Annotated in this window: 16 protein-coding genes and 1 pseudogene; all 17 read left to right on the top strand. The window is 56.0% G+C overall.

All coding sequences use genetic code 11. From position 1 onward, the window contains the following. Positions 1–223 precede the first annotated feature (223 nt). The 17 genes and pseudogenes from EIO64_RS05130 (at position 224) to EIO64_RS05045 (ending at position 24,054) form a co-directional block, all read left to right on the top strand. The gene (locus EIO64_RS05130; RefSeq protein ID WP_118101863.1) at positions 224–1,840 is read left to right on the top strand and encodes a recombinase family protein; all 1,617 of its coding nucleotides are present in this window, start codon (positions 224–226) and stop codon (positions 1,838–1,840) included. Positions 1,841–1,927: 87 nt separating this feature from the next. Continuing rightward, a pseudogene (locus tag EIO64_RS18990) lies at positions 1,928–2,023 on the top strand (Maff2 family mobile element protein); the annotation flags it as partial. 79 nt (positions 2,024–2,102) lie between these two features. Then, positions 2,103–2,972, top strand: a complete 870-nt coding sequence (locus EIO64_RS05120; protein WP_021633196.1) for a VirB6/TrbL-like conjugal transfer protein, CD1112 family — start codon at positions 2,103–2,105, stop codon at positions 2,970–2,972. A gap of 13 nt (positions 2,973–2,985) precedes the next feature. Further along, positions 2,986–3,426 carry an XF1762 family protein gene (locus EIO64_RS05115; protein ID WP_136890941.1) on the top strand — a complete coding sequence of 147 codons (441 nt, stop codon included), beginning with the start codon at positions 2,986–2,988 and terminating at the stop codon, positions 3,424–3,426. 12 nt (positions 3,427–3,438) lie between these two features. Next, entirely contained in the window at positions 3,439–3,870 is a 432-nt protein-coding gene (locus EIO64_RS05110; RefSeq protein ID WP_007883202.1) for a PrgI family protein, read from the top strand. Further along, positions 3,791–6,196 (top strand): VirB4-like conjugal transfer ATPase, CD1110 family, encoded by a 2,406-nt coding sequence (locus tag EIO64_RS05105; protein ID WP_181446424.1) that lies wholly within the window; start codon positions 3,791–3,793, stop codon positions 6,194–6,196. The genes EIO64_RS05110 and EIO64_RS05105 overlap by 80 nt, the downstream gene beginning before the upstream one ends. Continuing rightward, entirely contained in the window at positions 6,193–7,902 is a 1,710-nt protein-coding gene (locus EIO64_RS05100; protein ID WP_136890939.1) for a C40 family peptidase, read from the top strand. The genes EIO64_RS05105 and EIO64_RS05100 overlap by 4 nt, the downstream gene beginning before the upstream one ends. A 15-nt stretch (positions 7,903–7,917) precedes the next feature. Then, a complete protein-coding gene (locus EIO64_RS05095; RefSeq protein WP_007883194.1) occupies positions 7,918–8,157 on the top strand; it encodes a DUF4315 family protein in 240 nt (79 codons plus the stop codon). Next, positions 8,150–9,184 carry a CD1107 family mobile element protein gene (locus EIO64_RS05090; protein WP_136890938.1) on the top strand — a complete coding sequence of 345 codons (1,035 nt, stop codon included), beginning with the start codon at positions 8,150–8,152 and terminating at the stop codon, positions 9,182–9,184. Before EIO64_RS05095 ends, EIO64_RS05090 begins: the two co-directional genes overlap by 8 nt. Continuing rightward, positions 9,181–9,369: a hypothetical protein gene (locus EIO64_RS05085; RefSeq protein WP_118683642.1), complete on the top strand. Its 189-nt coding sequence runs from the start codon at positions 9,181–9,183 to the stop codon at positions 9,367–9,369. Before EIO64_RS05090 ends, EIO64_RS05085 begins: the two co-directional genes overlap by 4 nt. Next, complete coding sequence (locus EIO64_RS05080; protein ID WP_136890937.1) at positions 9,357–11,399, top strand: DNA topoisomerase 3; 2,043 nt, start codon at positions 9,357–9,359, stop codon at positions 11,397–11,399. The genes EIO64_RS05085 and EIO64_RS05080 overlap by 13 nt, the downstream gene beginning before the upstream one ends. Before the next feature lie 10 nt (positions 11,400–11,409). After that, a complete protein-coding gene (locus tag EIO64_RS05075; RefSeq protein WP_429835591.1) occupies positions 11,410–11,757 on the top strand; it encodes a cysteine-rich VLP domain-containing protein in 348 nt (115 codons plus the stop codon). Between the two features lie 167 nt (positions 11,758–11,924). Then, a complete protein-coding gene (locus tag EIO64_RS05070) occupies positions 11,925–14,108 on the top strand; it encodes a YodL domain-containing protein (RefSeq protein WP_136890936.1) in 2,184 nt (727 codons plus the stop codon). 1 nt (position 14,109) lies between these two features. Then, on the top strand, positions 14,110–14,340 hold the full coding sequence (locus EIO64_RS05065) for a transposon-transfer assisting family protein (protein WP_055270739.1): 231 nt from the start codon (positions 14,110–14,112) through the stop codon (positions 14,338–14,340). A 764-nt stretch (positions 14,341–15,104) separates the two neighbouring features. After that, positions 15,105–15,458 carry a TnpV protein gene (locus EIO64_RS05060; protein ID WP_021633207.1) on the top strand — a complete coding sequence of 118 codons (354 nt, stop codon included), beginning with the start codon at positions 15,105–15,107 and terminating at the stop codon, positions 15,456–15,458. A gap of 2 nt (positions 15,459–15,460) precedes the next feature. Beyond that, a complete protein-coding gene (locus EIO64_RS18985; RefSeq protein ID WP_346730094.1) occupies positions 15,461–23,557 on the top strand; it encodes a MutS N-terminal domain-containing protein in 8,097 nt (2,698 codons plus the stop codon). After that, complete coding sequence (locus tag EIO64_RS05045; protein WP_136890935.1) at positions 23,557–24,054, top strand: DUF3849 domain-containing protein; 498 nt, start codon at positions 23,557–23,559, stop codon at positions 24,052–24,054. Before EIO64_RS18985 ends, EIO64_RS05045 begins: the two co-directional genes overlap by 1 nt. Positions 24,055–24,056: the final 2 nt, after the last annotated feature.

Here is a 24,056-nt window from a genome sequence, read left to right as displayed (position 1 = left end):
AAAATCCCGCATTATCGTCGCTGGTAACGCTTTTCGTATTATAGCATGAAGTAAAGGGATTTTCAATTACCGTTTTTCATGATAATCCCTATGAAAAGAACGCTCTTTTTTATAAACTATAAAGAAGCAGATTTTACACTTTTGCCGCTATACAGACAGCCGCCCCATGTGGTATGATAAAAATACGGAATAGTGGGGCTGGCTGTCGGAAACGGAGGATTTTATGTTAAGACAAGCCACCCAAAACCTGATTACCGCCCTTTATCCGAGATTATCCAAAGACGATGAACTGCAAGGAGAGAGCAATTCCATATCGAACCAAAAAAGGATACTCGAAGCCTACGCAAAACAGAACGGCTTTACCAATCTGCGCTGGTACACCGACGACGGTTATTCCGGGGCAAATTTCCAAAGACCGGGCTTTCAGTCTATGCTTGCAGACATTGAAGCCGGAAAAGTGGGAACCGTTATCGTCAAGGATATGTCAAGGCTGGGGCGAAACTACCTGCAAGTGGGGTTTTACACGGAAATGCTGTTCCCTCAAAAGGGTGTGCGTTTTATCGCTGTCAACGATAATGTGGACAGCGCAAACGGCGGCATGGACAACGATTTTACCCCGCTGCGAAATCTGTTCAACGAATGGCTGGTGAGAGATACGAGCAAGAAAATCAAGGCAGTAAAAAGGTCAAAAGGCATGAGCGGCAAGCCCGTTACCAGCAAGCCGGTTTACGGCTATGTGATGGACGAGGACGAAAACTTCATCATAGACGAGGAAGCCGCCCCGGTGGTACAGCAGATTTACCAGCTTTGCCTTGCCGGGAACGGCCCGACCAAGATTGCCCGTATGCTGACGGAGCAGCAAATCCCCACGCCGGGGACGCTGGAATATCAGCGGACAGGCAGCACCCGCCGTTACCACCCCGGCTATGAGTGCAAGTGGGCGACAAACACCGTCGTGCATATCCTTGAAAATCGGGAGTACACCGGCTGTCTGGTAAACTTCAAGACGGAAAAGCCCTCTTACAAGGTCAAGCACAGCGTAGAGAACCCCATTGAGAAGCAGGCCATTTTTGAGAACCACCATGAGCCGCTGATCGACATGGAAACATGGGAGCGTGTGCAGGAGTTACGCAAGCAGCGCAAACGCCCGAACCGCTATGATGAAGTGGGGCTGTTCTCTGGGATTTTATTCTGCGCCGACTGCGGCCATGTGCTGTATCAGCAGCGGTATCAGAACAAAGACCGCAAGCAGGACTGTTACATCTGCGGCAGCTACAAGAAGCGCACCCGCGACTGTACGGCGCACTTTATCCGCACCGACCTGTTGACCGCCGGTGTCCTGGCAAATCTTCGGCAAGTGACCGAATACGCAGCCAAGCATGAGAGCCGGTTTGTGAAACTGCTTGTCCAGCAGAACGAGATCGGCGGCAAGCGAAAGACCGCCGCAGCCACCAAGCAGCTTGAACAGGCACAGGAACGCATTGCCGAAGTGAGCCGGATTATCAAGCGGCTGTATGAGGACAATGTAAACGGCAAAATCAGCGACGAGCGTTTCATGGAACTGTCGGCTGATTATGAAGCCGAGCAAGCTGAACTGAAAAAGAGAGCCGCAGCCCTGCAAGCTGAACTGGACAAGTCGCAGGCCGCCACCGTCAACGCCGAGAAATTCATGGGCATTGTCCGCAAGCACCTTGCCTTTGAAGAACTGACCCCCACCCTGTTGCGGGAAATGGTAGAGAAAATCGTGGTGCATGAGTGCAGTTACGACGAGAACGGCACCCGCAGGCAGGACATTGAGATTTATTACAGCTTTGTCGGCAAGATTGACTTGCCCGAATAACCGCCCGACCTATCCGACACAATGGCCAAGTGCCGGATAGGAACGGCAAAATTTTTTACACTTCTAATGCTTCTTTATCACACATTAGCAAAATCTCAGGGCATGAAGCAGCTTATGGCGGGCGGCGGCGTGGCGCTAATCGGCATTACCCTCGTGCCGCTGCTGTCCGGTCTGTTCGGCTAATCGGCAGCTCGTTTGCTTCCCATAAATCCACGGAGGGTGCCGCTTTCTGGCGGCATCCTCCCGAAAGGAGGGCAACCCTATGGATTTCTTATGGGATAAGATCACGGAATGGCTGAAAGAAATGCTCATCGGCGGTATCGTGAGCAATCTGTCCGGGATGTTCGATGCAACCAATCAAAAGGTTGCCGAGATCTCCGGTCAGGTGGGCTTATCGCCGCAGGCATGGAACGGCAGCATTTTCAGCATGATACAAAACCTGTCGGAAACCGTGATCGTCCCCATCGCAGGCGCAATTCTCGCCTTTGTGATGACGCTGGAACTGATCCAGCTCATTACCGACAAAAATAACCTCAACGACATGGACACATGGATATTCTTCAAGTGGGCGTTCAAGTCCGCTGCCGCTGTCCTGATTGTAACAAACACATGGACGATTGTGATGGGCGTGTTCGATGCCGCCCAAAGCGTCGTTGCCAGCGCCTCCGGGCTGATTATCGGCGACACCAGCATCAACATTTCAAGCGTCATGGTGGGCATTGAGGATCGGCTGATGGAAATGGAGCTGGGGCCACTGTTCGGCCTGTGGTTCCAGTCACTGTTCGTTGGCATTACCATGTGGGCGCTGACCATCTGCATTTTCATTATCACATTCGGAAGAATGATTGAAATATATCTCGTCACCTCTGTTGCCCCCATCCCAATGGCGACCATGATGGGCAAGGAATGGGGCGGCATGGGGCAGAATTACATCCGTTCCCTGCTGGCGCTGGGCTTCCAAGCGTTTTTGATTATCGTCTGCGTTGCCATTTACGCGGTTCTGGTGCAGAATATCGCGCTTGTGGATGACATCATCTACGCCATCTGGACTTGCATGGGCTACACGGTGCTGCTGTGCTTCTGCCTGTTCAAAACGAGCAGCCTTGCCAAGTCCGTGTTCAATGCACATTAACGGGGGTGATACCATGCTGACACTCACGCCCGTCGCGCTTGCAACAGCGAACGCATTTGTCAATGCGCATCACCGGCACCATAAGGCAACTGCTGGACATAAGTTTTCCATCGGCTGTGCCAAGGATGGAGAGCTTGTCGGTGTTGCAATCGTAGGCCGTCCTGTGAGCCGGTATCTGGATGATGGCTGGACATTGGAGGTCAATCGTCTTTGCACCACCGGTGAGAAGAACGCTTGTAGCATCCTTTATGCCGCATCCGCGCGGGCGGCAAAGGCAATGGGATACCGCAAGATCATCACCTATACGCTGGATAGCGAGAGCGGCAGCAGTCTCCGCGCCGCTGGTTGGAGCTGCGCAGGCTTGGCAGGCGGCAAATGCTGGACAGGCAGCCGTAAGCCCGCCTCCGCTTTGTACCCGGCGCAGATGAAACTTCGATATGAAAAGCTCTTGTAAAGGGGGATTTCTATGGCCTATGTCAACGTCCCAAAGGACTTAACCAAAGTTAAGACCAAGGTATTATTCAACCTCACGAAACGACAGCTCATCTGCTTCGGAAGCGGCGCGCTCATCGGCGTACCGCTTTTCTTCTTGCTCAAGGGCAGCATCGGCACCAGCCCCGCCGCCATGGTGATGATGGTGGTGATGATCCCGGCTATGCTGTTCGCCATGTATGAAAAGAACGGTCAGCCGTTGGAGGTCGTCATCCGCAACATCTACCGCGTGTGTTTCCAGAGGCCGAAGCAGCGCCCGTATAAGACCAACAATTTCTATGCCGTTTTGGAGCGGCAAAACCAGTTAGACCGGGAGGTGTATCAAATTGTCCGAAAAGAAAAAGCTGACCCGCGCCGAACGAAAACAGATCGAAGCCGCCATCGCAAGAGCGAACCGAACGGATAAGAAAGAAAAATCGGCGCAGGACAGCATCCCGTATCAGCGTATGTGGCCGGACGGTATTTGCCGTGTGACCGACACGCGCTACACCAAAACGATCCAGTATCAGGACATCAACTACCAGCTCTCGCAGAACGAGGACAAGACCGCCATCTTTGAGGCGTGGTGCGATTTCCTGAACTACTTTGACAGCTCCGTGCAATTCCAGCTTTCCTTTGTGAACCTCTCGGCTTCGCAGGAAACCTTTGCACGGAGCATTTCCATTCCGCCCTGCGGGGACGAGTTTGACGGCATCCGCACCGAGTACGCCGGTATGCTGCAAAATCAGCTTGCCCGCGGCAACAACGGCCTCATTAAGACCAAGTATCTCACGTTCGGCGTTGAGGCCGACAACCTCCGCGCTGCCAAGCCCCGTTTGGAGCGCATCGAAACCGACCTCCTGAACAACTTCAAGCGGCTGGGCGTTGTGGCTGCGCCGCTGAACGGCTTTGAGCGCCTGCACGTCATGCACGACATTCTGCGGATGGACGAGCAGGAACCGTTCCGCTTTTCGTGGGACTGGCTGGCTCCCTCTGGGCTGTCCACTAAGGACTTTATCGCGCCCAGCTCCTTTGAGTTCAAGACCGGCAGGCAGTTTCGTATGGGCAAAAAGCTGGGCGCGGTCAGCTTCGTGCAGATTCTGGCACCGGAGCTGAACGACCGGATGCTGGCGGATTTTCTGGATATGGAGAGCAGCGTCCTCGTCAATCTCCATGTGCAGTCTGTGGATCAGGTCAACGCCATCAAGACCGTCAAGCGCAAGATCACCGATCTCGACAAATCCAAAATCGAAGAACAGAAAAAAGCCGTCCGCGCCGGGTACGACATGGACATCATTCCAAGCGACCTTGCTACCTACGGCGCAGAGGCCAAAAAGCTGTTGCAGGATTTGCAGTCCCGCAACGAGCGAATGTTCCTGCTGACCTTCCTCATTCTCAACACAGCGGACACGCCCCGGCAGCTCGACAACAACATCTTCCAGACCTCCAGCATCGCGCAGAAATATAACTGCGCGCTGACCCGGCTGGACTTCCAGCAGGAGGAAGGACTGATGAGCAGTCTCCCGCTGGGGCTGAATCAGATCGAGATTCAGCGGGGCTTGACCACCTCCAGCGTAGCGATCTTCGTCCCCTTCACCACGCAGGAGCTGTTCCAGAACGGTTCGGAGGCGCTGTACTACGGCATCAACGCCCTTTCCAACAACCTCATCATGGTAGACCGGAAGCTGCTGAAAAATCCCAACGGTCTGATTTTAGGCACTCCCGGCAGCGGCAAGTCGTTTTCGGCAAAACGTGAGATCACCAATGCGTTTCTCATCTGCCCCAAGGATGACATCATCATCTGTGACCCGGAGGGCGAATATACGCCGCTGGTGGAGCGTCTGCACGGTCAGGTCATTAAGCTGTCGCCCACCGGCAAGGGCTACGACGGTTCGCCCTGCTACATCAATCCGATGGACTTGAATCTGGATTACAGCGACGATGATAACCCGCTGAGCCTGAAATCCGACTTCATTCTGTCGCTGTGCGAGTTGATCGTCGGAGGCAAGGATGGGCTTGCCCCTGTGGAAAAGACCATCATCGACCGCTGCGTTCGCATCGTCTACCGGGACTACCTCAATGACCCGAAGCCGGAGAATATGCCGCTGCTGGAGGACTTGTATAACGCCCTCCGTGCGCAGGATGAAAAAGAAGCGCAGTACATCGCCACTGCTTTGGAAATCTACGTCACCGGCTCGCTGAATGTGTTCAACCATCACACGAACGTGGATGTGAATAGCCGCATCGTCTGCTACGACATCAAGGAACTGGGCAAGCAGCTCAAAAAAATCGGGATGCTGGTGGTGCAGGATCAGGTGTGGAACCGTGTGACCATCAACCGCGCCGCCCATAAAACGACCCGCTACTATCTTGACGAGTTCCATCTTCTCTTGAAGGAGGAACAGACGGCCTCGTACAGTGTCGAGATTTGGAAGCGCTATCGCAAATGGGGCGGCATCCCCACCGGGATCACGCAAAATGTCAAAGACCTGTTATCCAGCCGCGAGGTTGAGAACATTTTTGAGAACAGCGATTTCATCTATATGCTCAATCAGGCCGCTGGCGACCGGCAGATTCTCGCAAAGCAGCTCAACATTTCGCCGCATCAGCTTTCTTATGTGACCCACTCCGGCGAGGGCGAGGGGCTGCTGTTCTACGGCAACACGATCCTGCCCTTCATTGACCACTTCCCGAAGGACACCGAGCTGTACCGCGTCATGACCACCAAACCGCAAGAGGTGGCGTCGGCATGAAAAGAGAACCGCGTTTGCAGTTTTCCGACGCCGATCTTGCCGAGCCGAAGCTGGAAAAGCCCATCAAGCGGGTGAAAAAAGCGGAGGCCAAGGCGGATAAGGCGCAGGCGAAAATCCCCAAGAAAACCGTGGTCAAAAGGGAACGCGGCTTTGATCCGGCCACCGGCAAGGTCAAAACGCAGCTCCGTTTTGAGGAAGTGGATAAGAAAAAGCCGCCCTCAAAGCTGACCCATGCCGTGCGGGATGCCCCCGCCAACTTTGTTCTCTCTCAGGTTCACCGGGAGGTGCGGCAGAGCGAGGATGACAATGTAGGCGTAGAGGCCGCGCACAAGGTAGAGCAAGCCGTGGAGAGCGGCGGGCGGCTGGTGCAGTCTGCCCACCGCGCCCATCAGCTCAAGCCTTATCGTGCTGCCATCCGTGCAGAGAAAAAGCTGGAACGAGCCAATCTTGACGCGCTCCAGAAGAAAGCAGAGATCGACAGCCCCACCAGCAATCCCGTTTCCAAGTGGCAGCAGAAGCAGGCCATCAAAAAGCAGTATGCCGCTGCCAAGCACAATCAGGCGGCGCAGACTACGGCAAAGGCGGCAGAGAATACCGCCAAGGCCGCGAAAAAAGCCGCTGAAAAGGCTGAGAAAGCGGGCAAATATGTGTGGGAACACCGGCGCGGCTTTGCCATTGCCGCCGCAATTCTGCTGATGCTGGCATTTCTGCTCAACGGCCTGTCCTCCTGCTCGGTGATAATGGATGGCGTCGGCTCCGGGATCGCGGCCAGTACCTATCCGTCGCAGGACACCGATATGCTGGGTGCGGAAGCGCAGTATTGCGAAATGGAGGCAGAGCTTCAGCGCTACCTCGACACCTACGAAAGCACCCATGACTACGATGAGTACCACTTTGATCTAGACACCATCGAGCATGACCCCTATGTACTCATTTCCATGATTACGGCGCTGCATCAAGGGGAATGGACGCTGGATGAGGTGCAGGGTACGCTCCAGATGCTCTTTGACCGCCAGTACATTTTGACCGAGGATGTGGTGGTGGAAACCCGCTACCGCACAGAAACCGACACATGGACAGACGCGGACGGCAACACCCATACGGACACCTATCAGGTGCCGTATGACTACTACATCTGCACGGTCACGCTGGAAAACTTCAATCTCTCCCATGTTCCCGTCTACATTATGAGCGAAGAACAGCTCGGAATGTACGCCACCTATATGGCCACCCTCGGCAACCGTCCCGACCTGTTCCCCGGTTCAGGCTACATCGGCAAGTATGTGGAGGGCAGCTATACCGACTACGACATTCCCCCGGAGGCGCTGGACGATGAGGTATTCGCCGCTATCATCAAGGAAGCGGAAAAGTATCTCGGCTACCCCTACGTTTGGGGCGGCAGCAGCCCCTCCACCTCGTTTGACTGTTCGGGCTTCGTCAGTTGGGTCATCAATCATTCCGGTTGGGATGTGGGCAGACTGGGCGCGCAGGGGCTTTGCAATATCTGTACGCCCGTATCCTCTGCCAACGTCAAGCCGGGCGATCTGGTGTTTTTCACCGGAACGTATGATACCCCAGGTGTCAGCCATGTGGGTATCTATGTTGGCAACAATATGATGATCCACTGTGGCGACCCGATCTCTTATGCGAACTTAAATTCAAGCTATTGGCAGTCCCATTTCTACCGCTATGGGCGCTTGCCGTAAAGGAGAGTGAACAATATGAATCCGAAAATTATGAAGCTCCGTGGAGAGCTGGAGAAGAACAAAGGCAAAATTTCCGATCTGCAAGGCCGCAACCGCGAGCTGGAAAAGCAGATTCGTGAGTTGGAGGACACCGACATCATCGGCATGGTGCGTGAGAACGGCATGACGATGGAGCAGTTTGCCGAGCTGTTCCGCCGTATGCAGGCCGCGCCTGCACCGGCCACTTCGGAAAAGGAGGCGTTGAACCATGACTAAGAACACACCGCGCATTTTTATCAGTCTGCTGCTGATGCTCCTGTGTATCGGGATTCTCCCCGTTTCTGCCTTTGCCAGCGGCGGTGATTATCCTGATGATGCGCTGCCCACCGCCGAAAGCAGCGCCGCAGACACACAGGAAACAAAACAGATCGGCACGGTCACGACCAACGGCGGCAACCTGAACGTCCGCACCGGCGCGGGACTGGACAACACCGCGTTTACGCAGCTCCCCAACGGCACGGTGGTCGATGTGATTGGCAGGGACGGCGATTGGGTAAAAATCCTGCTGCCCGCCCGTGTGGGCTATGTGTACGGCAGCTATCTGACCGTCACCGACGCCGCCGACAGTACCGTGAGTATCGGCGGCATTACGCTTCCGTTTGATGAAAAAGAGCTGGCCGACCTCTGGCAGCTCCTTGTCGGCAGCATGACGGGCGGCAGCGACGCGCTGACACCGGACGGCAATCTGACGCTGATCGACGATATTGGCTCCAGCACCAAGGCAGGAAAACAGTTCATTACGCTGGAAAGCAAGAACGGCAATGTGTTTTACATGATTATTGACCGTGACGATGAGGGCGAAGAAACCGTCCACTTCTTAAATCAGGTGGATGAGGCTGACCTGATGGTGCTGACCGGCGAGGAAGAAACGCCCGCCACTTGCTCCTGCACCACCAAATGCGTGGCCGGTACGGTCAATACATCCTGCCCCGTCTGCGCGGTCAACATGACCGAGTGCGTGGGCAAGGAGGCAAAGCCAGAAGTCCCCGCTGAGCCGACAGAACCCGCCGCCGAGGAACCGGAGAAAAAGAGCGGCGTGGGCGGCATCCTTGTCGTTCTGCTGATCGTCGCGCTGGGCGGCGGTGCCGCGTTCTACATCTTCAAGCAGAAAAAGGCCAAGCCGCAGACCAAGGGCAGCGCCGATCTGGACGATTATGACTACGGTGAGGATGAGGACGAATACGAGTTTGAGCCGTATGAGGACGAACCGGAACAGGATACTACGGAGGATACAGACGCATGAGATATTTCACCAACAATCCGCTGGAACGCCTGATGATGCAGAAGCCGAAAGCAGCGCGGGAGGACAGCCCTCCCGCCGCTGCCAAGGAACACTTCTGCTATGGCTGTAAGCGCTTCGGGCAGAGCTGCGTTCGCCCCTGCTACCGTGACGTAAAGAGAATGGAGGCTGCACCATGCGCCTTGTGATTGCCGAAAAGCCATCCGTGGCGCAGAGCATCGCCGCCGTGCTGGGTGCAAAATCACGGTATGACGGGTATCTGGAGGGCGGCGGGTACATCGTGTCGTGGTGCTTCGGGCATCTGGCAGAGCTGGCCGACGCCGCCGTTTACAATGCCGATGATGCCAAATGGACGCTGGCGGCGCTGCCCATCATTCCTACCTCGTTCCGCTTCATCGTCCGCTCTGAAAAGCAGAAGCAGTTTGACATTCTGCGGGAGCTGATGCGCCGGGAGGATGTGGCAGAGGTGGTCAACGCCTGCGACGCTGGGCGCGAGGGTGAGCTGATCTTCCGCACGGTTTACTGCCTTGCGGGATGCTCCAAGCCGATTCTGCGGCTTTGGATTTCTTCAATGGAGGATGATGCCATCCGCAGCGGCTTCCAGCAGCTTAGGTCTGGGCGCGACTATGACGGCCTGCATCAATCTGCCCTGTGCCGCGCCAAGGCTGATTGGCTGGTTGGTATCAACGCCACGCGGTATTTCTCCCTGACGTATGGCCGCACATTGAACATCGGGCGCGTCATGTCGCCCACGCTGGCGCTGCTGGTACAGCGCGAGGCGGAGATCTCCGCATTTGTGGCAGAGCCGTTCTACACCGTCCAGCTCGATTGCGGCTTTCCCGCCACGACAGGCCGAATGAAGGACAGAAAGGATGCCGACGCCATCGCCAACGCCTGCAAGGGCAAGGCAGTAACCGTCAAAAGCGTGGAGCGCAAGGAAAAGTCTGAGAAAGCGCCCGCGCTCTACGATTTGACCTCCCTCCAGCGCGACGCCAACCGCGTTCTCGGCTACACCTCTCAGCAGACCCTCGACTATCTCCAAGCGCTCTATGAAAAGAAGCTCTGTACCTACCCGCGCACCGACAGCCGCTTCCTGACCGACGATATGGAGGGCAGCGTCCCCGGCCTTGTCGCCGCCGCTGCCGCTGTCTGCGGCATGGAGAAGCCGCCGACCATCTGCGCCAAGCAGGTATGCAGCAGTAAAAAAGTCACCGATCACCACGCCATTGTTCCCACCATCAGCGCGGAAAAGGTAGATATAGCCTCTCTGCCGCTGGGCGAACGCGAGGTGCTGAAGCTGGCGGCAAGGGGCTTGCTTCGTGCGGTGGATGAACCACATCGCTACGCAGAAACGGTCATTACGGTGGACTGTGCCGGTCAGAGCTTCACCGCCAAGGGCAAAACCGTCCTTGCACCCGGCTGGAAGCGCTATGAGCAGGAGCAGGCAGAGGCAGCGCCCGCGCTGCCGGTGGTGACGGAGCAACAGACGCTTTCCGTATCTGCCGCATCGGTCAAGACCGGAAAAACCACGCCGCCCAAGCATTTCACCGAGGATACGCTGCTGGCTGCGATGGAGAACGCGGGCAAGGAGGATATGCCAGATGATGCCGAGCGCAAGGGCATTGGCACCCCGGCGACCCGTTCCGGTATCATTGAAAAGCTGGTGTCCTCCGGTTTTGTGGAGCGCAGGAAGTCCAAGAAGATCACAAATCTGCTGCCCACCTCCACCGGCACGGCGCTTATCACCGTTCTGCCCGAACAGCTCCAGTCTCCGCAGCTCACCGCTGAATGGGAACACCGCCTGAAAGAGATCGAGCGCGGCGAAATCGCCCCGGACAGCTTCATGGATGGGATTGCCGCCATGCTACATGAGCTGGTGCAGACCTACAAACCCATCCCCGGTACGGAAGTCCTGTTCCCCTCCGGGCGTGAAGCGGTCGGCCAGTGTCCCCGCTGCGGAGCCGAGGTGACGGGATCTCCGAAGGGTTTTTTCTGTGAGAACCGCACCTGTTCCTTTGTTCTCTGGAAAAACAGCCGCTTTTTCACCGCCAAGAAAAAGGCGCTGACGAAATCTCTTGCCGCTGCGCTTTTGAAAAATGGCCGCGCCCCGCTGAAAGGCTGCTACTCGGAAAAAACCGGGAAAACCTATGATGCCGTCGTTCTTCTGGAGGATGATGGGCAGCACACGGGCTATAAGCTGGTGTTCGACAATGGCTGATGCGCCGCGTATGGATCACAAGCAGCTCCGCCGCGCCAAGAAGCTCATTCGGAAGCTCTGCTGTAATTACGATCACGGCAACTGCCTCGCGCTGGATGATGGAGAGCCTTGCGTCTGCGTACAGGGTATTTCCTACTCGCTGCTGTGCAACTGGTTCCGAAACGCGGTACTTCCCGCCGACCATGAGTTGCTGGCCGACGTGATGCGGGAAAGGCCGGGAAAGCGCTGCGCCGTCTGCGGTAAGCCGGTCTATTCTTCCTCCAATCGCACCAAATATTGCCCCGCCTGCGCCAAGCAGGAGCGTCGAAAGCAGGACGCCAAACGGAAGCGTAAACAATACTGGAACCTCCGCAAATAGAGACTGGGAAAGCCCCGTGCCGCAAGGCTTTTTCCATGCCGGATTGCAAGTGGCTGCGTCATTCTATCCGCAAGCGCAAAAACGGCCTCTATCTGCGGAGAATTGCCCCTGTGCAGGATGTGTTTTCTTCTGCGCAGGGGCGCTATTTTTTCTGAAAGGAGATCATCATGGCTGAAAAACAAACCAACAAAGACCGGATGCGGGAGATCGTTGACAGCATCGAAAATGGCATCAAGGAGCTGTTCGAGAGCGATAAGTACCGGAAGTACCTTGCCACCATGAGCCGCTTTCACCGCTACTCGGTCAATAATACCATGCTCATCTATATGCAGCGCCCCGACGCAACCCATGTGGCGGGCTTCAACAAGTGGCGCGATCAGTTCGGCAGGAACGTCCTGAAAGGCGAAAAAGGTATCCGCATCATCGCTCCTACTCCCTATAAGAAAAAGGTCGAGGAAATCAAGACCGACCCCGAAACCAACGCGCCGATACTGGACGCAGACGGTAAGGCCGTCATTGAGGAAAAGGAAATCCGTATCCCTATGTTCAAGGTGGTATCCGTCTTTGACGTGTCGCAGACTGCGGGAAAGCCCTTGCCCCAGCTTGCCGCCGATCTGAGCGGCAATGTGCAGCAGTATGAGGTTTTCATGGAGGCGCTGCGCCGTGCTTCTCCCGTTCCGATGGAGATAAAGCCCGTTGCGCGGGATACGGACGGCTTTTTCAGCATTAAGGCGCAGAGCATCACCATCCGCGCCGGTATGAGTGAGGTGCAGACGGTATGCGCCGCCGTCCATGAGATTGCCCACGCCAAGCTCCACGACTATGAACACATGACGGAGCTTGCGGACGATGGTGAGACGATCCTTGTCCCCGGTGAAAAGAGCCGCAACACCGAGGAGGTCGAGGCCGAAAGCATTTCCTATGCGGTCTGCCAGTATTACGGCATTGAAACGGGAGAGAACAGCTTCGGCTATATCGCCACATGGTCAAAGGGCAAGGAGCTGAAAGAGCTTCGAGCCAGTCTGGAAACTATCAATAAGACGGCATCCGAGCTGATTACGGACATTGACCGGCACTTTGCGGAGATTTGCAAGGAGCGCGGCATAGACCGGGAGAATTTGGCCGCTGCGGAACAGCCAAGTGTGGAAGCGCCAGAGGCGGAAAAGCTCTACATGGTGGACAACGACAAATACATTCACGTTCAGCGCAGCGACACAGGCATTGATTACACCATCTATGACGCCGGTTCCGCAAAAGTGCTGGATGGCGGCGTACTCGATGGCACCGAACAGCAACTGTCCACAGCGGCGCTTGGAATTTGCAAGCTCCACAATATTGGCAATGCCGCACCGATCCGCCTTGCGCCGCTGGAGCTGTTGAAAGACTTGCAGGAGGCAAACGAGCTGCCCCTCGGTGCCGGTGAACAGATCACCGGCGCAGTCGCTGTTCCCACCGATGCGGCAGATAATATGCTCCCGGAGCTGGAACAGGCCGTCCCGATGCCTGACCCCACGCTGACGGTGGATGATATGCGCAGCTATGGGTATCTGGATAGCGATATGCTCCCGCTTTCCAAGGATCGGGCAGTGGAGCTTCTGGAACATGACATCACGGTTTATATGCTCCATCCCGGCAACACCGAGGAAATGGTCTTTGAAGCCGAGGACATCATCAAGCACGACGGAATGTTCGGCGTCACAAGACCGGATTGGGATGCGGTCAAGGGCCATATCCCACCCCGCGATGTGGAGCAGCGTTTTTTGAACAGTCCCACCGATTCTATGGCGATCTACCAACTGCGCCGGGATGCGCCGGTGGAGCTGCGTTTTGCCAACCTCGGCAGTCTGGCCGCGCCGCCTGACCCGGCCAACTATGAAGCCGTCTATACCCGTGAGGTGTACCCGGACGATGATACCGGCAGAATCCTTGAAAACTTCTACTACATTTTCAACGACGAGCGCCCCGGCGATTTTGTGGGACACAGCCTCTCCGTCAGCGACATCGTTGCGCTGAAACAGGACGGCAAGGTATCCTATCACTACTGTGACAGCACGGGATTTCAGGAGCTGCCCGCCTTTCAGAAACCGGAGAATTATCTGAAAGCCGCCGAGATGTCGATGGAGGACGATTACGGCATGATCGACGGCATTATCAACAACGGCCCCAAACAGCCCACCGTCGCCGACCTTGAAGCACAGGTCAAGGCCGGTATGTCCATCTCCTTGATGGATTTGGCAGAGGCGGCACACCGGGAAAAGAAGAAATCTGTACTGGAGCAGCTCAAAAGCCAACCGGCCCAAGAACGTCCACACAAAACAGCGCTCAAAAAGAGCGCGGAAAAGGAGCTTTGATATGAACATCACCTTTGAAGAACGCCAACTTATGAGCCTCTACAACACCGGCACCCGCACGGGCTTGATCGCGGCGCTGGAGGAAATGCGCGGCTACCTCGCTGCGGATGAAACGGAGCTGCGGGAGCTGACGGACAGCGCCATCGCAAAGCTGCGCAGGATGAGCGACGCGGAATATGACGCGCTTGACCTGTTCCCCGATTTTGAAAAGGAGGATATGGATGCCGAGTAAAGTACAGCTCTATGCGCAGATGGCAGACCGCACGGCGGAGCAGATCACGGGAAGCTACCAGAAGTGGACGGCATTTCTGACCACCGCCGCAAGGCTGTATAAGTACCCCTACAATGAACAGCTCATGATTTTCGCCCAGCGCCCGGAAGCCACGGCCTGCGCGGAATACGACCTTTGGAATAAGCAGATGCGCCGCTATGTGCGGCGAGGCAGCAAGGGCATCGCCCTTGTGGATACCAGCAGCGACCAACCCAAACTCCGATATGTATTTGATGTTTCCGACACCAGCGGCGGCGAGAACTCTCGCCGCCCTTATCTTTGGGAATACCGGCAAGAGCATCGTGAGGTGGTATCTGCGGCGCTGGAACAGCGCTTCGATGTTTCCGGTGAAAACGGACTTGCTGATCAGTTGGAGCGTGTGGCGGCGCAGCTTGTAGATGAATACTGGCACGACAATCGGCGCGATATTGTCGGCATCGTTGACGGCTCCTTTTTGGAGGACTATGATGAGTTCAACATCGGAGCCGCTTTTCGGAACGCCGCCGTTGTCAGCACCACCTATACGCTGCTGTCCCGCTGCGGGATGCAGCCGGGAGATTACTTCGAGCATGAGGATTTTCTGAACGTCTTTGATTTCAACACCCCGCAGACCGTCGCCGCCCTTGGAACGGCCATCAGCCAGTCCAGCGAGCTGGTGCTGCGGCAGATCGAAGTCACCATCAAGAATTACGAGCGCGAGAAAATCGCGGAAAGGAGCGAAAGCCATGAGCGAACTGACCTACACCCGCAGCGGGGATTATCTGATTCCCGATCTGAGCCTGACCGAGCAGCCGCAAGCCCCGCTGGGCAAGTACGGCAGGATGCGGAAGGATTACCTGAAGGAGCATCGTCCGGTGCTGTGGAACAGCCTGCTGCTGTCCGAGAAGCTGTACCCCCATCTGCGGGAGATCGACGAGGCAGCGAACAACCGACTGGAACAGATGATGCCGGAGCTGATGAAGTCAGCGGGCGTGACGGAAGCGCTGAAAGCCAGCGACCCGATGAAGTGGGTAGGGCTGATGAACACGCTGAAAGCGCAGGCCGAGGAAACGATCCTCACGGAACTGGTGTTCAGCTAAATATGTTCGATGCCCCTGCTGGGGCACAGATGTCCTTCTTCCCCTCAGAGGCAGAACAAATTCAATCCATCGCAGAAGCGGAGAGTGTAACACCCTCCGCTTTTTCTATGTTCATTTCTCAGGATGATATTGACCACATCCTGCGCACGAGCGGTAATGCGGATGCAGCGCGGATGAAAATTGCTGCGGAATTCTCCAAGCAAAAGCCTTTAGAGGATCGCGCGGTATTTCTCAAAAAGCTCTACTACGGCGGCAACGGCCTGATTACGGATAACGGCAGGTTTTCCGCATGGTACGGAGACGATGGTATCCATATTGCAACCGGAGATACCTCTCGCTATCTTCGTTCTGCCCAAGTGATAGGCTGGGCAGATGCGGCGGAGCATATTGAGGAACTTCTGGACGGCGGCGCATTTGCCACCAATCTTGAGGTCACGGAAGCCCCGCGCTATGAGCGGCTGGGTATTGCTGCGGATGTCTGGAACCTTTATCACGATTTCTCGGATGAAGCAAAGTCGCTGGGGTATCTGTCCTGCTTGGGTAATATCCATAGCACCAGCTTTCCAGAGGAAACGGAGCGTCTGACGGACGATCTGCTGAATCCGGCGTTCCGGGATAGGCTCCTGTCAGAATACAAGGTATTCATGGACGCCTACCGCGAAAACCGTGCGCTGCTGCGCTTCCATTACCACCGGCCGCAGGCACTTCTCACACGTTTAGAAGATCTGTCCCTTCCACGAAAGGAATTCCGTTCCGATATGGAGGCTATTCCAGCAACCGGCAGGTTTATCACCGAAGATGAAATTTCGGCTTCTCTTGCAAACGGAAGCAGCTTTGAGGGTGGAAAGGCCCGCATCTATGCGTTTTTCCAGACTTCGCACACCCCCAAGGAGAATGCCGATTTTCTGAAAAAGGAGTACGGCATCGGCGGGCATACCCATGCCGTATCCAGAGAAAGCGGCAGCTATGAAGATCACGGCAGCAAAGGCATCACGTTGAAAAAAGCGGGCTGTGCAGATGTTCAGATGAATTGGAACAAGGTCGCTTCGCGTATCTCTGAGCTGATTCGGATGAACCGCTATTTTACACCAGACGAACAGGCGCTTTATGATAAGGCGCAGGCACAGGATGTGGCGCGAAACACCGCCTACGACAGCTATAACGCCATCAAGGAATCCCACCCGGACAACATCGTGCTGTTTCAGGTGGGGGATTTCTTTGAAATGTATGGCGAGGACGCAAAACAGGCGGCGGAGCTGCTGGATATGAACCTGACCACCCGCAATATCCCCGGCGCTGGCCGTGTGGAAATGTGTGGCCTTCCGTCGAACAATTTAGAGATGTATGTGGAGAAATTGCGCGATAAGTACGACGTGACGATTGCCGAAGCGTCAGACTTTAGGGGTGAGCGCCACATTTACACGCTGCGCTCTATTGACCATGAAGCAGAAGCCGCCATCAATGCTTATGAAGCAGAGTTCGGCGCGGACGGCACGAGGGTGTTCCGCGACCCCGCCGCAGAGCAAGTTCAGCCCACGGTGCAGGAACGTTTGGAGCATTACAGGCCGGTGGTGATGGCAGCGGTTTCGGAGGATACGGCCTATCGCAACGCCTGCGGTCACTCTGACCGGGAAAATGCGGAAATCGAGTGTAATGCCGCTGTGCGCCGTGCCGTTCTCAATTCAAAAGATATGGAGCTTATCCGGCTATTTTCGGATGTTCCAGAATTCCGCAGCCGCTTACATCAGGAGGTTTTTGAGGGAACCTATGAGCGGCTTCACGATCTGCTGCGACCGCTCTCGCAGGACGATATAGACGATGCGCTCCGTGCATGGAACAGAAATATCGAGAGCAAACACGCCGTAGTGCGGTATATGCAGCAGCACGGACGTGAAAAAGAAACTGCTGCATGGCTTGCTCACGAGTACGGCGGCAAGGAGGGCAACAATCTCTTTATCGTCCGCGCTGGAAGCCCGGAAACCGCCGAACTGACATGGCCGAAGGTGCAGCGGCGACTGGCGCAGCTCATCCGCGAGGATAAATTCTACACCGAGGCGGAACGCGACAATTTCGATGATATTGACCCTGTTGTCATTCGGGAAACCCTCGCCGAGCGCGGCATCGTGGGCGGCAAAGTAGTTGACCCCGAAAAGCTGAACAGCGATCCATTTATCCAGCGTGTGATGCAGGATGCGGAGCGTGTTGCGGAGCAGGCGCTCATGGAACGTGCAAAGGGACTGATCTCCGACTTCTGCCGGAGTGAATACGGCTCAGAGGCGGATTTCAGCGACCCCACCAAGATTGGCGTCGCTTACACCACCGTCACCGACGATGAGATTCCCATTCAGGTGAACATTGACCTTGTGAATTACCGGCTGGAGCGCTATCTGGATGACGAGCATCTGGAAACCCGGCAGTACGGCTCTTTGCAAGAGATTATTACCAACGAGCTGGAAAACCTCGATTTCAGCGACCTCATTCATGTTTCGGATGAGGATGTGGAACAATACCGCTGGCATGAGCCAGAGGAAGCAGTTACAGACGTTCCCGAAACAGCTCCTGTCCCGCAGAGAGAACCGTTCCCGTATTCCGTAGGCGATACGGTATATTTGGAGGACGGCAAGCCGTTTATTATTGAGAGCATCGGTCTTTTTGATATTTCTCTCCGCGATCCGTCGCTTCGCTATCCCGTTTCCCGTGCGGAGAGCAGGGAGAGCTTCGCACGGCTCATGGAGCGGTATCCGCAGCCGGAACAGGCACCCGCCTACACCGAGCAGACCGTGGCGGTGTATCCCGCTGACAAAAACAACCTCCCCTATGATGTGGAGATTCGCACCCTGCGCTTTGACGAGCCGGAGCATGACCCGCCCTCTGCGGAACCCGCCAAGCCTGAACCTCCTGCTATGAACGAGGAAGAAAGGCTGATTCTGGAGCATGAAGGTCGAGCGGCACTCTCGGAAATGGGCGAGTTTGTGCCTGATTTTGATGATGCCATCTCACAGGCCGAGATCGACGAGCCTCCCGCACACCGTCCTGCGGTATCCATCCCCGTTGACGGCGAGTGGCAGGAATTTCACAGCGTTGCCGCTGCGGAGCAGGCCGCTTACGCTGACTTCAAGGCGGCAAGCCACCGCGACGCGCAGAATTTCCACATCACCGATGATGCCCTCGGCGTCGGCGGCGCAAAAGCAAAGTTTCGGGCAAATATGGCGGCGATTCGCCTCCTGCAAGAGCTGGAGTTTGAGGGCTTACAGGCCAGCCCGGAGCAGCAGGAAATCCTCTCCCGCTATGTGGGCTGGGGCGGTCTTGCGGATGCCTTCGACGAGAATAAGCCAAACTGGTCGGACGAGTTTGCAGAGCTTTACGCCACACTTTCCCCGGAGGAATACGCTGCGGCCAGAGCGTCCACGCTGAACGCCCACTACACCAGCCCCACCGTCATCAAGGCAATCTATGAAGCGGTCGGCAATATGGGCTTTCAGACCGGCAACATTCTGGAGCCGTCTATGGGCGTTGGCAACTTTTTTGGCCTGCTGCCGGAGCAGATGCAGGGCAGCAAGCTCTACGGCGTGGAGCTGGACAGCATCACCGGACGTATTGCCAAGCAGCTTTATCCCAAGGCGGACATTACCATCGCGGGCTTTGAAACAACGGACAGGAAAGACTTTTACGACCTTGCCGTGGGCAACGTCCCGTTCGGACAATATCAGGTAGATGACCGGGCTTATAACAAGCTCGGTTTTTCCATTCACGACTACTTCTTTGCCAAAACCCTCGACCAAGTGCGTCCGGGCGGCGTGATTGCGTTTGTGACCTCCCGCTACACGATGGACAAGCAATCGCCCGAAGTCCGCAGGTACATCGCGCAGCGGGCGGAGCTGCTGGGTGCCATTCGTCTGCCCAACAATGCGTTCCGCGCCAACGCCGGTACGGATGTGGTTTCGGACATTCTCTTTCTCCAAAAGCGTGACCGTCCCATTGAGATCGAACCGGATTGGGTATACCTCGGCCAGAACGAGGATGGCTTTGCCATCAACCGCTATTTTGTTGACCACCCGGAGATGATTTTAGGCAGGCAGACCTCCGAAAGCACCCAATACGGCAAGCAGGACTTCACCGTTGTCCCCATTGAGGGGCTGAAACTTGCAGATCAGCTCCATGATGCCGTGAAAAACATTCGCGGCACCTATCAGGAGGCGGAACTGCCAGAGCTGGGTGAGGGCGAACAGATCGACACGTCTATCCCCGCAGACCCCAATGTGAAAAACTACTCCTACACCGTGGTGGGCGGCGAGGTGTATTACCGGGAAAACAGCCGCATGGTCAAACCGGAGCTGAACGCCACCGCCGCCGAGCGTGTCAAGGGCATGGTCGCGCTGCGGGATTGCGTGAATGAGCTGATTGCCCTGCAAATGGACGAGTACAGCGCAGAAAGCCGGATTCAGGAAGCACAGGCCGAGCTAAACCGCCTCTATGATGCGTTCTCCGCAAAACATGGCCTAATCAATGACCGTGCGAACCGTCTTGCGTTCTCTGACGATTCCTCTTACTACCTCCTGTGTTCACTGGAAGTGCTGGATGACGACGGAAAGCTGGAGCGCAAGGCGGATATGTTCCACAAGCGCACTATCAAGCAGCAGCGCAGCGTAGATTCTGTGGATACCGCCAGTGAAGCCCTTGCTGTCTGCATCGGAGAAAAAGCCTGCGTCGATCTCGACTTTATGGCCTCCCTCATGGGCGGCAGCGAGAAAATCCCGCAGATCGTTGAGGATTTGAAGGGTGTCATTTACAAGGAACCCAACAGCGGCCCGTTTGACTTGCAGGACGGCGGCGAGCATTGGGCGAAGGGCTGGCAAACGGCGGACGAATATCTCTCCGGCAACGTCCGGCAGAAGCTCCGCACCGCGCAGCGCGTGGCAGCGCGCGACCCATTCTTCGCCGGGAATGTGGATGCCCTGATCGCCGCACAGCCGAAAGACCTTGAAGCCAGCGAGATTGAGGTGCGGCTGGGTGTGACATGGCTTGATAAGAAGTACATCGAGCAATTCATGTATGAAACCTTTGAAACGCCCCGCTATCTGCGCGGACAGATCGAGATCAGCTATGTCCCGTACACCGCAGAATGGCAGGTTTCCCGCAAGAGCATGGTGCGCTACAACGATGTGGCGGCGTTCACCACCTACGGCACAGACCGCGCCAGCGCCTACCGGCTGCTGGAGGATGCGCTGAATCTCCGCGACATTCGTATCTACGATACCATTGAGGATGCAGACGGACGGGAGCGCCGTGTCCTCAACGCCAAGGAAACCACCCTTGCCGCGCAGAAACAGCAGCTTATCCGGGATGCGTTCAAGGACTGGATTTGGAAAGACCCGGAGCGGCGCGAAACGCTGGTACGGCAATACAACGAGGAAATGAACAGCACTCGTCCCCGCGAGTATGACGGCAGCCACATCGTTTTCTCTGGGATGAACCCGGAAATCACCCTCCGGGAGCATCAGAAAAACGCCATCGCCCATGTGCTGTACGGCGGGAATACGCTGCTGGCACACGAAGTTGGCGCGGGAAAAACCTTTGAAATGGTAGCCTCTGCGATGGAATCCAAGAGATTGGGCCTGTGCCAGAAATCCATTTTTGTCGTGCCGAACCATCTGACGGAACAGTGGGCGTCTGAGTTTCTGCGGCTCTACCCTTCGGCCAACATCCTTGTCACTACCAAGAAAGACTTTGAAACCCACAACCGCAAGAAATTCTGCGCCCGTATCGCCACCGGCGACTATGACGCCGTTATCATCGGCCACAGCCAGTTTGAGCGTATCCCCATCAGTCCGGAGCGGCAGGAACAGCTCCTTCACCAGCAGATTGAGGAAATCACCGATGGTATTCAGGATACCAAGCTCGCAGGCGGCAACAGCTTTACCATCAAGAGCTTGGAGCGCACGAAAAAGGGGCTGGAGGCGCGGCTGAAAAAGCTGCAAGCCAGCGACCGCAAGGATGATGTGATTTACTTTGAACAGCTCGGCGTAGACAGGATGTTTGTGGACGAGTCGGACAATTATAAAAATCTTTTCCTCTATACGAAGATGCGCAACGTGGCAGGGCTTTCTACCACCGATGCGCAGAAATCCTCGGATATGTTCTCCAAGTGCCGCTACATGGATGAGCTGACCGGTGGGCGCGGCGTGGTGTTTGCCACCGGCACCCCGGTTTCCAACTCCATGACAGAGCTTTACACCATCCAGCGCTATTTGCAGCATGACCGGCTGCAAGAGATGGGTATGGGCCACTTTGATTGCTGGGCAAGCCGCTTTGGTGAAACCACCACCGCGCTGGAGCTTGCCCCGGAGGGCACCGGCTACCGGGCAAGGACGCGCTTTGCAAAGTTTTTCAACTTGCCCGAATTGATGAACCTGTTCAAAGAGGTCGCCGACATCAAAACGGCGGATCAGCTCCACTTGCCCACGCCGGAGGTTGCGTACCACACCATCGCCACCAAACCCACGCAGATCCAGCAGGACATGGTGAAAGCCCTCTCGGAACGAGCGTCCAAGGTACACAGCGGTGCGGTCAGCCCGGATGTGGACAATATGCTCAAAATTACCTCGGACGGACGCAAGCTGGGGCTTGACCAGCGCATCATCAATCCCATGCTCCCCGACGAGGAAACCACCAAGGTCAATCAGTGCGTGGCGAACATTCTCCAATACTGGCGTGACGGCGAGGAGGAAAAACTGACACAGCTTGTGTTTTGCGACATTTCTACGCCAAAGACCACGCCCTCACAGCGGGCGGCAAAGGCTTCCCCCGGTACGCTGGACAGCCCGGAAATCCATGCGCTGGAGAGTGCGATTTCATTGGAGGAAAGCGCGGAAACGCCGTTCACGGTCTATGAGGATGTGCGCCAAAAGCTCATTGACGCCGGTATGCCCCCGGAACAAATCGCGTTCATCCACGACGCCAATACGGAGGTCAAAAAGCGGGAGCTGTTCGCAAAAGTACGCAGCGGTCAGGTGCGCGTCCTGATGGGCAGCACGGCCAAAATGGGCGCAGGAACCAACGTGCAGGATCGTTTGGTCGCACTTCACGATTTGGATTGCCCGTGGCGTCCCCGTGATCTCACGCAGCGAAAAGGCCGCATCGAGCGTCAGGGCAATCAGAACAAGCTCGTTCATGTATGCCGCTATGTGACCGAGGGGACGTTTGATGCCTACCTCTGGCAAACGGTGGAAAATAAGCAGAAATTCATCTCTCAGATCATGACCTCAAAATCCCCGGTTCGCTCCTGTGAGGATGTGGACGCCACGGCGCTGTCCTTTGCGGAGATCAAGGCGCTCTGTGCCGGTGATCCCCGCATCAAAGAGCGTATGGATTTGGACATCGAGGTGTCCAAGCTCAAAATTATGAAGGCAGACCACAACAGCAAGCAATTCCGCTTGGAGGACAGTCTGCTGAAATACTTCCCGGAAAAGATAGAAGAACACAAGGGCTTTGTTCGTGGACTGGAGGCGGATATGCAGACCCTCGCAGCGCATCCGCTCCCGGCAGAGGGCTTTGTCGGCATGGAGATTCGCGGCGACCGGCTCACCGATAAGGAAAACGCCGGTGCCGCACTGCTGGACACCTGCAAGGAGGTCAAGGGCAAAGACCCGGTACAGATCGGCAGCTATCGCGGCTTTACCATGTCCGTTGCTTTTGATTCCATTTGGAAAACGTACACGCTGACGCTGAAAGGCCAGATGACCCATCGCGTTGAACTCGGTTCGGATGCCAGAGGCAACCTTGTCCGCATCGAGAACGCGCTGGATAAAATGCCGGAGCGTCTGCGCAGCGTTCAGGAGCAGCTTGAAAACCTCTATAACCAGCAGGCAGCGGCAAAGGCTGAGGTCGGTAAGCCATTCCCGCAGGAGCAGGAGCTGGCCGCGAAAACTGCGCGGCTGATTGAGTTGGATATGGAACTGAATCTGGACGGCAAGGGACAGCCGCAGCCTGAGCAGGCGATTGCAAAATCGACGCGGCCTTCCGTTCTGGACAGGCTGAAAGCGCCGCCCGTTCATGGCACACCGGAAAAGCCCCACAAAAAAGAAATGGAGGCACGATAATGAAAAATCTCCCCGTTTACAAACACCCGGCATCCTATGCCAGAGAGCATGACGAGCTTGCGGCCTACCGCGCTTCCAATCAAGCGAACACGGCCTGCAAGGAAGCGATTGAAACCGCCATCCGTGACCACTACCGGGATAACCGGTTGGATGCAGCGGCAGTCGATCAGGTGGTGCAGCAGTTCGGCTATGACCGCGCATTTTATATCCTCGCCATTACCGTCTGTCAAGCGGATTGGGACAGACGGTATTCACCCGACAACCGGGCATGGACAAACGCCATGTCCATCCCCGCCAATCCCGACACATGGGGTACTGACCGCAACTGCTATCTGGCCGTCAACAGCCATCCCGGTCTGGTGGATCTGTTTCTCAGCCAGACCCGCAAAGCCTACGCACAGGAGCGGCAGAAAACCTCTGTCCGGGATAAGCTGAAAAAGCCGCCTGAAACAACTTCGCCGAAAATTTCGGCGAAGTCCAAAGCCCCGGAGCGCTGAGC

The sequence above is a fragment of the Dysosmobacter welbionis genome (assembly GCF_005121165.3).
GTDB lineage: Bacteria > Bacillota > Clostridia > Oscillospirales > Oscillospiraceae > Oscillibacter > Oscillibacter welbionis.
Note: the sequence above shows the minus strand (reverse complement) of the source record. Positions and strands in the feature narration are given on the sequence as shown.

Excerpts from the sequence above, each read along its gene's own strand:
- EIO64_RS05130 (WP_118101863.1), top strand. The coding sequence starts at position 224 with ATGTTAAGACAAGCCACCCAAAACCTGATTACCGCCCTTTATCCGAGA.
- EIO64_RS05120 (WP_021633196.1), top strand. The coding sequence starts at position 2,103 with ATGGATTTCTTATGGGATAAGATCACGGAATGGCTGAAAGAAATGCTC.
- EIO64_RS05115 (WP_136890941.1), top strand. The coding sequence starts at position 2,986 with ATGCTGACACTCACGCCCGTCGCGCTTGCAACAGCGAACGCATTTGTC.
- EIO64_RS05110 (WP_007883202.1), top strand. The coding sequence starts at position 3,439 with ATGGCCTATGTCAACGTCCCAAAGGACTTAACCAAAGTTAAGACCAAG.
- EIO64_RS05100 (WP_136890939.1), top strand. The coding sequence starts at position 6,193 with ATGAAAAGAGAACCGCGTTTGCAGTTTTCCGACGCCGATCTTGCCGAG.
- EIO64_RS05095 (WP_007883194.1), top strand. The coding sequence starts at position 7,918 with ATGAATCCGAAAATTATGAAGCTCCGTGGAGAGCTGGAGAAGAACAAA.
- EIO64_RS05090 (WP_136890938.1), top strand. The coding sequence starts at position 8,150 with ATGACTAAGAACACACCGCGCATTTTTATCAGTCTGCTGCTGATGCTC.
- EIO64_RS05085 (WP_118683642.1), top strand. The coding sequence starts at position 9,181 with ATGAGATATTTCACCAACAATCCGCTGGAACGCCTGATGATGCAGAAG.
- EIO64_RS05080 (WP_136890937.1), top strand. The coding sequence starts at position 9,357 with ATGCGCCTTGTGATTGCCGAAAAGCCATCCGTGGCGCAGAGCATCGCC.
- EIO64_RS05075 (WP_429835591.1), top strand. The coding sequence starts at position 11,410 with ATGGATCACAAGCAGCTCCGCCGCGCCAAGAAGCTCATTCGGAAGCTC.
- EIO64_RS05070 (WP_136890936.1), top strand. The coding sequence starts at position 11,925 with ATGGCTGAAAAACAAACCAACAAAGACCGGATGCGGGAGATCGTTGAC.
- EIO64_RS05065 (WP_055270739.1), top strand. The coding sequence starts at position 14,110 with ATGAACATCACCTTTGAAGAACGCCAACTTATGAGCCTCTACAACACC.
- EIO64_RS05060 (WP_021633207.1), top strand. The coding sequence starts at position 15,105 with ATGAGCGAACTGACCTACACCCGCAGCGGGGATTATCTGATTCCCGAT.
- EIO64_RS18985 (WP_346730094.1), top strand. The coding sequence starts at position 15,461 with ATGTTCGATGCCCCTGCTGGGGCACAGATGTCCTTCTTCCCCTCAGAG.
- EIO64_RS05045 (WP_136890935.1), top strand. The coding sequence starts at position 23,557 with ATGAAAAATCTCCCCGTTTACAAACACCCGGCATCCTATGCCAGAGAG.